Annotated in this window: 8 protein-coding genes; 5 read left to right on the forward strand and 3 right to left on the reverse strand. The window is 56.3% G+C overall.

From position 1 onward, the window contains the following. The coding region (locus EV561_RS36545) for a co-chaperone GroES (protein WP_132528718.1) at positions 1 to 272 on the reverse strand (272 nt) is incomplete at its 3' end. Between the two features lie 276 nt (positions 273 to 548). On the opposite strand from EV561_RS36545, the gene EV561_RS36550 reads away from it, so the two are divergent. The 3 genes from EV561_RS36550 (at position 549) to EV561_RS36560 (ending at position 4,784) form a co-directional block, all read left to right on the forward strand. Then, positions 549 to 821, forward strand: a complete 273-nt coding sequence (locus EV561_RS36550; RefSeq protein WP_132528719.1) for an usg protein — start codon at positions 549 to 551, stop codon at positions 819 to 821. 94 nt (positions 822 to 915) lie between these two features. Beyond that, positions 916 to 1,206: a hypothetical protein gene (locus tag EV561_RS36555; RefSeq protein ID WP_132528720.1), complete on the forward strand. Its 291-nt coding sequence runs from the start codon at positions 916 to 918 to the stop codon at positions 1,204 to 1,206. 872 nt (positions 1,207 to 2,078) lie between these two features. Next, positions 2,079 to 4,784: an ABC transporter ATP-binding protein gene (locus EV561_RS36560; protein WP_132528721.1), complete on the forward strand. Its 2,706-nt coding sequence runs from the start codon at positions 2,079 to 2,081 to the stop codon at positions 4,782 to 4,784. A 502-nt stretch (positions 4,785 to 5,286) separates the two neighbouring features. On the opposite strand, the gene EV561_RS36565 is transcribed toward EV561_RS36560, so the two are convergent. Next, a complete protein-coding gene (locus tag EV561_RS36565) occupies positions 5,287 to 5,529 on the reverse strand; it encodes a hypothetical protein (RefSeq protein ID WP_132528722.1) in 243 nt (80 codons plus the stop codon). 225 nt (positions 5,530 to 5,754) lie between these two features. Here EV561_RS36565 and EV561_RS36570 point away from each other — a divergent pair, with 225 nt between their 5' ends. Next, on the forward strand, positions 5,755 to 6,051 hold the full coding sequence (locus EV561_RS36570; RefSeq protein ID WP_132528723.1) for a DUF982 domain-containing protein: 297 nt from the start codon (positions 5,755 to 5,757) through the stop codon (positions 6,049 to 6,051). A gap of 294 nt (positions 6,052 to 6,345) precedes the next feature. Beyond that, positions 6,346 to 6,567 carry a hypothetical protein gene (locus tag EV561_RS36575; protein ID WP_132528724.1) on the forward strand — a complete coding sequence of 74 codons (222 nt, stop codon included), beginning with the start codon at positions 6,346 to 6,348 and terminating at the stop codon, positions 6,565 to 6,567. Between the two features lie 250 nt (positions 6,568 to 6,817). On the opposite strand, the gene EV561_RS36580 is transcribed toward EV561_RS36575, so the two are convergent. Further along, positions 6,818 to 7,045, reverse strand: coding sequence for a hypothetical protein (locus EV561_RS36580; protein WP_132528725.1), 228 nt, complete (start codon positions 7,043 to 7,045; stop codon positions 6,818 to 6,820). Positions 7,046 to 7,216 lie beyond the last annotated feature (171 nt).

Genomic DNA, 7,216 nt, shown 5'->3' on the forward strand with positions numbered 1-7,216 from the left:
ATGACATCGCTTTCCTTCATGATCAGCAGGTCTTCGCCGTTGATCTTGATCTCGGTGCCGGACCATTTGCCGAACAGGATGCGGTCTCCTGCCTTGACGTCGAGCGCCTGGATCTGACCGGCATCGTTGCGAGCGCCAGGACCAACAGCGATGACCTCGCCTTCCTGCGGCTTTTCCTTGGCGGTATCGGGAATGATGATGCCACCTTTAGTCTTTTCTTCAGACTCAATGCGGCGGACGAGAATGCGATCATGAAGCGGTCGGAACGACATGTTTTCCTCCGTTGGACAAAAAAGATGACGTTAGAACCCTGGCCGGACCGGATGACCAGTCCGGGCGGGTGCGAACCTCAATCGAGCGTTCGCGGCCAAAATTTATTTTCGGGTTTTTTCGTTTTCAAGAGGGCGACGGAAAAAAATTAGCACTCGCGTCGCACGGCTGCTAACATGCTGGAATGGAACGATAAATTGACGTTCCGCGTTGGACTTTATGTTGATGGCGGTAAAATTTTGCGCCATGTTCAGTGCGTAACGAAACGGAGATGAAGCATGCAGTTTTCGACGGATCTGGAGCGTCAGCTCAACGGCTACGGTCTCACAACAGCGCATATCCTCTATCGCATTCCGGATTTCGAATCCGTGCTGCAAACCTATGTCTGGCAGGACTACGATCTGGCGCCTGAATTTCCCGAGATGCACAAGTTCCTCGATTTCTGGCAGGCGAGCCTCGATGGCCCTCTCCATTCCGTGCGTTATACACATCAGCGCCTGATCGGACCGAACGAATGGCGCCGCGTCGAGGGCGAGTTCAAGCTTCACTGAACTCTTGAATTTGATTTTTCGTCTTCCTAGCTCTCTCGCGGCCGAGCGCGATGAACTCGGTCAGCGTTGCACATCTGTTCAGAGTGAGGCCGAAATGGAAGAGAAGCTCAAAATTATAAATGACCTTAGCATCGAGGAGCGGGAAGAGGTCTTTGTCGATATCGCGCGTGTTCTCGAGGGGGCTGCGCGCGAGGCCTACGTCGAAGGTAACCGCCACTTTGCGCTGGCTTCGGCCAACATGGCGCAGGCGATCCGCGTCAATGCCGATGAGCTGGCCCGCGATGACGTCGCTCATGTGGAGGGCGTCTTGCTGCAGGCCACGGCGATGATCTCCCAGTTCGATGCTGCCCATCCCTACCGCATGCTGAGCCACGCTATTCACTAGATTGTCTCCAGCAGCGCCTTTCCACTCGGGACAGCGAGCTATCTGAAGGTCAGTCGAGAGGCAACGGCTTCCGAAGCGACGGCTCAGCCTCACAGAAGCCCCAGAGATCACCGCGATCCTCCGATGAAATGACGAAGCCCGGGGCTGCAATCAGACCGAAGCATCAGACCGCGAGCTCGCTGAAGCCTCGACGTGGCTAACCGGCGATGAGCCACTCGTCGATCAGGAGCGCACCTTGCGCTCGGTAAGGTGGCGGATCTCGTTGGTGTCCTCCAGGCCGCCGACCTGATAGGCGAGGAATGAGTTCCTGGCGCGCGCCTGTTGGATATTCGGCGATCTTTGGTGTGAACGTAGATCGATGTTATGGACACGGCGGGCTGAGCGAAATGCACCAAAAACCAAAGGACGATGAGACCTGGGCGAAGCGATTTTCCAGTCGTGCGCTGGACAGCGCGCTTGCCCCGGCGCCGGTGTCAGCGTACCGCTGTCAAATACCCGATCACCCGCCGTCGCGTCATTTGATAGGTCGCAAAAAGCGATCGGTTTGGAACGAAGGATCGAGGTAGGGGATCTCATCATCGCTTTGCCGACGGGTCGCTTTCCAGTGCAGTTGAAATGTCCTCGGAAAGACGAGGTGCACTTTGCTACCGTAGGCCTGAAGGATTCGGAGCGAAAGTTACACCCAGTCCGAATTAACTTTGAGGTTTGAGGCCTTCATCTCAGCGGATCAATCTCGAAATCGTGCGTAACAGATAGGTATTGTTTTCTGTGATAGGGTGCTTACCTGCAATCAATCTCCTTTACATTGTTGCGACGTTCTTGAGCCCCTCTGGACCGTCCCAGCCGTCGCGTACGGAAGCATGCGAATAGCCATGGAAAAGAGCCTAGCACGCTATATCTGGTCAAATACCCGCCTGGAGCAGATCTGGATTCTGGTGGTCGTTGCGGCGTCGATGGTGCCTTATTTCCTGTCCTTCGATCTGCCGAAGCAGATCGTCAACGGCCCTATCCAGGGCAAGGGATTCGAGACCAGGGGCGCCACCCAGACCTTCATGCACATCGCCTACGACTTGCCGCTGTTTGGCCATGTCGAGGTCTTCCACGGCCTGCAGCTCACACGCTTCCAGATGCTGATTGCTCTCAGCCTGATCTTTCTGGCGCTGGTGGTCCTGAACGGTCTCTTCAAGCTTTACATCAACACCTACAAGGGCCGGCTTGGCGAGCGCATGCTTCGTCGCATCCGCTTTGAGCTGGTCGATCGCGTGCTGCGTTTCCCGCCGGCGCATTTCAAGCGCGTCAAGGCGGCCGAGATCGCCACGATGATCAAGGATGAAGTGGAGCCGATGGGCGGCTTCACCGGCGACGCCTTCGTCCAGCCTGCGCTTCTCGGTGGACAAGCGGTCACCGCCCTCGTCTTCATCATCATGCAGAATTTCTGGCTCGGTATGATCGCTGCGGGAATCGTCGCGGTTCAGGCTATTGTCATCCCACGCATGCGCAGGCGCCTCCTTGATCTCGGCCGGCAGCGGCAGTTGACCGCGCGTGAGCTTTCCGGCCGCATCGGCGAAATCGTCGACGGCATCGGCACAATCCACAGCAACGATACCTCGAATTTCGAGCGGGCCGATATTGCGGCGCGTCTCGGGCTGATCTTCAAGATCCGCTATGACCTCTATCAGTGGAAGTTCCTGGTCAAGTTCATCAACAACTTCCTGGCCCAGGTCACGCCATTCCTGTTCTATTCCATCGGTGGTTTTCTCGCCCTTCATGGCAGGCTCGATATCGGTCAGCTCGTCGCCGTCATCAACGCCTATAAGGACCTGCCAGGACCGCTGAAAGAACTCATCGACTGGGATCAGTCGCGCCAGGATGTGCAGGTCAAATACAATCAGGTCGTCGAGCAGTTCAGTGTCGATCACCTGATCAATCCCGAGATCCAGAAGGTTTCGACGGAGCTGGCGCCGCATCTGACTGGCCCTCTAACTGCGGTCAATTTGACTATCATTGATGACAGCGGCAAGCGCGTGCTCGATCACGTTTCGGTCGAAATGAACCCCAGGGAAAGCGTGGCGATCGTCGGCGAAAGCGGCAGCGGCGGCGAATATCTGGCGGAAGCATTCGGCCGGCTGATCTGGCCGGATTCTGGCAACGTCACCGTCGATGGCCACGACCTCCTGGAGATGCCGGAAGCTTTCGCCGGACGCCGGATCGCCTATGCCTCGTCCGACACCTATTTCTTCCACGGCACGCTGCGCGACAATATTCTCTATAGCCTGAAGCATGCCCCGCTCAAGCCTTACAAATATGAGGGAAATGCAGCGACCGCCTTCAAATGGGCGATGGCGGAGGCGCGGCGCGCCGGCAATCCCGAACTAGACCTTAACAGCGATTGGGTCGACTACCGCGCGGCCGGCGCCAGCGGTCCCGACGATATTTATCGGTTCATCCGCCCGGTTCTCGACGCCGTCCTCATGTCGCAGGACATTTTCGACATGGCGCTGCGCTCGACGGTCGACACGGTCGCGCATGCCGACATGACGGCGCGCATCGTCGAGCTGCGCCAGGCGCTGCTGCAGCGGCTGAACGAGGAAGATCTCGACGGGCTCGTCGTGCCCTTCGAGTTCACGGCCTACAATCCGCAGGCAACGGTCGGCGAAAACCTCCTGTTCGGGACGCTCAAGCGACCGCTGATGACCAACAGGAAATTGGCAGCCCATCCCTATTTTCAGGCACTCTTTAAGAAAACGGGCCTCGACGTCGAGCTCTATACGATGGGTCTTGAGATCGCCGAGAACACGGTGGAACTGTTCAACGATCTGCCGCCGGACCATCCGTTCTTCCAGCAACTGACATTCATGACGGCTGACGATATTCCGGACTATCAGGCGCTGTTGCAGAAGCTCAACGGCCGCGGTTTCGAGGTGGCAACGCCCGAAGAACGCGCGGCGATCATCCGCCTGAGTTTTTCCTATATCGAACCCCGGCATCGCTTCGGCCTGCTGACCGACGCGCTGATGGCAAAGATCGTCGCAGCGCGCGCCGAATTCCATGAACATATCCCCGCCGATCTCAATGCTGTCATAGAGCGCTACGATCCCGAACGCTTCATCGCGTCGGCAACATTGATGGATAACGTGCTTTTCGGAAGGATCGCTCATCAGCAGGCGGATGCGCCGGAGCGAATTCATTCCATCATGCGCGATCTGTTCGATCGGCTTGGGCTGCAGGATAGCGTATTGTCCATCGGTCTCGATTTCGATGTCGGCCCAGGTGGCAAGCGCCTGACGATTGTGCAGCGCCAGAAGCTCAATCTCGCCCGCGCGCTGCTGAAGCGCCCGGACTTTCTTATCCTCAATCGGCCGCTGCTCGGCCTCGATCACCGTTTCCAGGACCAGATCGTGCGCACCGTGCTCGGCGATCTCCACGACGGTGACTACCACCCGGCGGTCATCTGGGTTCTTTCCAATCCGACCTTGGCCGAATTCTTCGATCGCATCCTCGTCTTCGACCACGGTTCGGTTGTCGAAAGCGGAACAAGCGACGATCTTTTAGAGAGACACAAACGTTCGCATGATTGAAAACGGGTGAGGCCCAGCATCGCTGTCCGGCCAAGTTCAAATGGTAACAATGGGTTGGCCGAAAAATTCGGCTGGTCGCAGGGTGAAGGCATCGTTTGCCTCTTGCTGGTTAGGTGTCTCACCCACGCTGTATACCCGTGCAAGTGATTGCGCCGGAATCTTTGTTCATCCCCTGGCGCCACCGCCGTGGGCTGACTGAAGGCTGTGATTTGAGCATAATTCCGAAACTGACATCAGATATGATTTCTATTCCAAGGCCGCAATCGGGTGAACTCAGGTAAGACGCCCGTCAAGATCGCAAAAAGCTTCCAGCGCATCAATCCCCCCAGGCCAATCAGGCCAAGCATAGAGCGACAAGATTTCCAAAGATTGAATAGGTTGGTTTGGACTTTATAGATCGCCTTTTGATTGCGCCCCTTCCCATTAGCATTGCGGGCGCAACTCAGATCGGTGTCAAACGGCGTTGCTGATGTGATTGGCACGCCGGTTACGCTTTTACAATTTATCGGCAAACACGTTCCGTGCGGACGACCTTATGGCCGTGATGCCAGCGCACCACCTTCTTATTGAAGCAGTGGCGATTGTGGTGGCGCCAATAATCCCGACGATAGTAATCGCGATCGTAGTGTCGGTGGCTGTAGTGGCCGCCATCGGTGGTGACCACTATTGAAGCAGCGTTCGAAGGGATGGCGCTGGCTGCAATGGAAGCGACGGCGAGCGCGGACGCGATAATAAACTTCTTCATGGGGTTCCTCCTTTAAGCGTTTGGCTTTCGAGAACGTCGCTGCGCGACGACGGTTCAAAGCTAACGCTAGGGGAGTGAACACGAGGTGACTGTATCGTTAATGAGAGCTTCATCTCACGCTCCCGTTGGCAGCTCGAACATCGGCCTCAAGATTTTCTGTCTTGAATATGCTATCTCATTTCCTAAATTTGCGGCGTCGAACGCCCGAGAGGAAAGGAGATAGCGATGATGGACACAAAGTTTGAGCACCCACTGTTCGTTAAGTACCCTCGCTATATGCAAGAGCTCGCCAGCTTGGAGGACGTATTCGACTTTCTCGACGACTGGCCGGAGGAGAAGAGGGGCGACACCTATCATGTGCTGTCAAAGGCGTGCCGGATGGCTGCGCAGGGAGTTTTCCCCATTGCCGCAATTCGCGAGAACGTACGCCGGTTTCTGATAAAGGAGCGTGTCCTCGCCAACATCGAAGAAGTTCCGCTCTTCATTGCAAAGCGTGGCACTGACCAAAGTCTGGGTTCATAGCCGATACCAGCTGTAGCCGAGCCATCAGCTCTACGATGCGGCCTCACATAGCCCCGTCAGCAATGGCCGGGTTTTTTATTGGGAGAATGAAAGTAAGCGCGATTGTCAAAGCACATTGACGGCTGCGGCGCCGCTGAACCGCGCTCCGCGATATCCCGCTCTATTAGTCGCCGTCGCTTTTGGAGAAGTTAAACGGTAACAGGTCGGCGATGTCTGCGGTTTCATCCCGCGTGATACTGAAGCATTTCCGCCGCAGGTAAGTGCTGTTATAAGCTTCCTTGGGGGGCATAAGCTTTGATCGAGGTTATCATGCCGTTGGCTAAGATTGTGCCTGTTGAGATCCTTCCCGAACCGACTGCTATCGCAGCATATGAACTCGTGGCGGCAGTTTTGCGAGAGCAATCAACGGAGCTGATTATTGCATTGCCCAACCTGACGGACGATGGAGCTTCTGTTGGAAGCTTTGCGATTTCGATCCGAAAGATCGATGAGACCGGTATTGCCTCCGCAGCCTAGGCTCCGGAGGTGCAGATGGCTCCTGTGATCTGGCGGCGATGGGAACGATATTGTTCCGTTCGACCGTCCGCTGTACCGGTCGCTCTCAGAGCAATCTTATCGACGTCCGCTCAAGGCGTTGATCAACGCAGGCGCCAGCTGAGCTAACGTAAACGGTTTATCGAGCCCCCGCGGGCTAGATCCCCGCCTTCCGGCAGTCCGGCTTATCTCGTGGCCTGTATCACGGCATATCAGGCACCACTCGTCGGACCTACGAAGCAGCGGTGCCTGCAGATCTTGCGCTGAGCGATCGACCATAATGGGTTACCTCGGCGCGGCATCTGGCTTCCAGTTGGCGAACAAGAGACAACAGCGTCTCCTGCTCCGCTTCGATCGCCTCGAGTTCCTTCCCCAGCTGCTGATTGCGGAAGTTGAGGCTTTGGATCTGGTTAATTACCTGAAGAATTTCAGAAAGCTTCCCAAGTACCACGTGATCCATGCCTCACCTCAGCTAGTCGAGAGTCCACAGCCGGTCCTGCCGACAGGGTGTATTCCGCCGCCATAAGCCCTAGAACACTAGTACCTCGCCACAGAGATTATGACGGTTTGTGTTATCGTAGAATGGGCAGGGCTTCTGGCGAGATGAGAAGTTGGATGCTGCGTGCGGCGC

The organism is Rhizobium sp. BK376, from assembly GCF_004341625.1.
GTDB lineage: Bacteria > Pseudomonadota > Alphaproteobacteria > Rhizobiales > Rhizobiaceae > Rhizobium.